This is a genomic window from Mycobacterium sp. E3298 (genome assembly GCF_001666895.1).
Classification (GTDB): Bacteria; Actinomycetota; Actinomycetes; order Mycobacteriales; family Mycobacteriaceae; genus Mycobacterium.
Window position 1 is genome coordinate 1 of sequence record NZ_LZJB01000436.1, and the last position, 1480, is coordinate 1480.

Annotated in this window: 3 protein-coding genes; 1 reads left to right on the top strand and 2 read right to left on the bottom strand. The window is 67.6% G+C overall.

What is annotated here, in order from left to right:
• Nucleotides 1-716: acyl-CoA dehydrogenase family protein (locus A9X05_RS20645; protein WP_197499151.1), on the top strand; the 716-nt coding region annotated here is incomplete at its 5' end.
• On the opposite strand, the gene A9X05_RS20650 is transcribed toward A9X05_RS20645, so the two are convergent.
• Together A9X05_RS20650 and A9X05_RS20655 are read right to left on the bottom strand one after the other, a co-directional pair.
• On the bottom strand, nt 713-976 hold the full coding sequence (locus A9X05_RS20650; RefSeq protein ID WP_067759618.1) for a DUF4190 domain-containing protein: 264 nt from the start codon (nt 974-976) through the stop codon (nt 713-715). The two genes, A9X05_RS20645 and A9X05_RS20650, sit on opposite strands and share 4 nt — an antisense overlap.
• A gap of 143 nt (nt 977-1119) precedes the next feature.
• A partial coding sequence (locus A9X05_RS20655; RefSeq protein WP_197499152.1) for an acyl-CoA dehydrogenase family protein occupies nt 1120-1480 on the bottom strand: 361 nt, incomplete at its 5' end.

A 1480-nucleotide genomic window follows, 5' to 3' on the forward strand; every position in this document is an offset into this window, starting at 1 on the left:
TCGTCAACGGGCAGAAGGTGTGGACTTCTGGCGCCCACGACGCCGACGTGTTGCTGACCTTCGTGCGAACCGACCCAAAGGCGCCGAAGCACAAGGGTATTAGCGTGCTGCTGATTCCGACCGATACGCCGGGGGTGGTGCGCCGCCCGTTCGCGTCGATGTGTGACAGCGACGAAGTCGACTTCAATGAGGTGTTTTTCACCGACGCGCGGGTGCCGGCCGAGAATCTGGTGGGCGAACTCAACGGCGGATGGCGGGTGGCGACCGGTTCCCTGGGGCACGAACGCGTGATGCTGTGGATGGGGTACGTCGACCTGCTGCACGAATTGAGCATCGATTTCGCTCCCGCGAGCTCACTTGAGCGGGATCGCTACGCCACCCTGGTGATGGACGCCTACGCGTTGCGCCTACTGGGGTCCGTGGCGTTGTCGCGCGCCGCGCGCGGGGAAGAGGACGTGCCGGCCCAATCGGTCCTCAAGTTGCTGGGCTCCGAAGCCCTGCAACGGGCATCGGAGGACGCGTTGAATGCCGCGCAGACGGACGGGCTGGTGCACCGCGCGGTGACCGCTCCGTTCGCCGCCCTCAACCTCGACAGCCATTACCGCAGCTGGTTCGACCGATACGCGCGCACCTTCGCCGCGACGATCGCCGGCGGCACGTCGGAGATTCAGCGGAACATCATCGCCGAGCGCGTGCTCGGCCTCCCCCGGAATTAGCGGGCGTCCCGCCAGGCGTAGTACCCGATCGCGACCAGCCCGGCGGCGATCGACACGGCGCCTAACACCATGCCCGCCAGTGCGGTTCGGGGATTGCTCGCTTCGCCCCGCTGGACCCGTCTGCGCGCCGCGTCCCCCGTGATCACCGCCGCGATCCCGAAAGGCACCCCGAGCAGCATCCAGCATGTGAGGAGCGCGACCACGCCGACGAGCAGCGAGGCGACGCCCAGCTCGTTTCGAGGAGGCTCGGGCTGACTCATCGCGTCCCATCGTCTCGGTGGCCAGACGAAGTGTACGCGCACCCGTTAGATCACATCCGTCACACAGATTCAGGACCCGCCATTCTGCTCGCCGCACAGCGACAACGGGAGGCTACTACTGGCGATCAGGATTCCGGGGCCGGCTAAAGCTCGGCAAGCCGTGGCGCAAAACCCCTGTCCACCAGAGCCTTTCCGGCATCCCGGGTCAGCTCCCGCGTGTTGCCCAGCAGACCGTCCAGCGTCAGCGACCGTTTGACGTGGTGGTGCAGCGCGTGCTCGGCGGTGAAGCCGACCCCGCCGAGCACCTGCTGGCAGTGCCGGGCGGCGGTCAGCGCCGCCTGGCCGGCGGCGGCCTTCGCCAGCAGCGAGGCAAGGCCGTCGTGATCGTCGGAATGCGTGGCGACATGCAGCGTCGCTTCGGCACCCTGGATCGCGACCAGCGTCTCGGCCAGCCGGTGCCGGATCGCCTGGAAAGAGCTGATGTGACGGCCGAACTGGACGCGG

Excerpts from the sequence above, each read along its gene's own strand:
- A9X05_RS20650 (WP_067759618.1), bottom strand. The coding sequence starts at position 976 with ATGAGTCAGCCCGAGCCTCCTCGAAACGAGCTGGGCGTCGCCTCGCTG.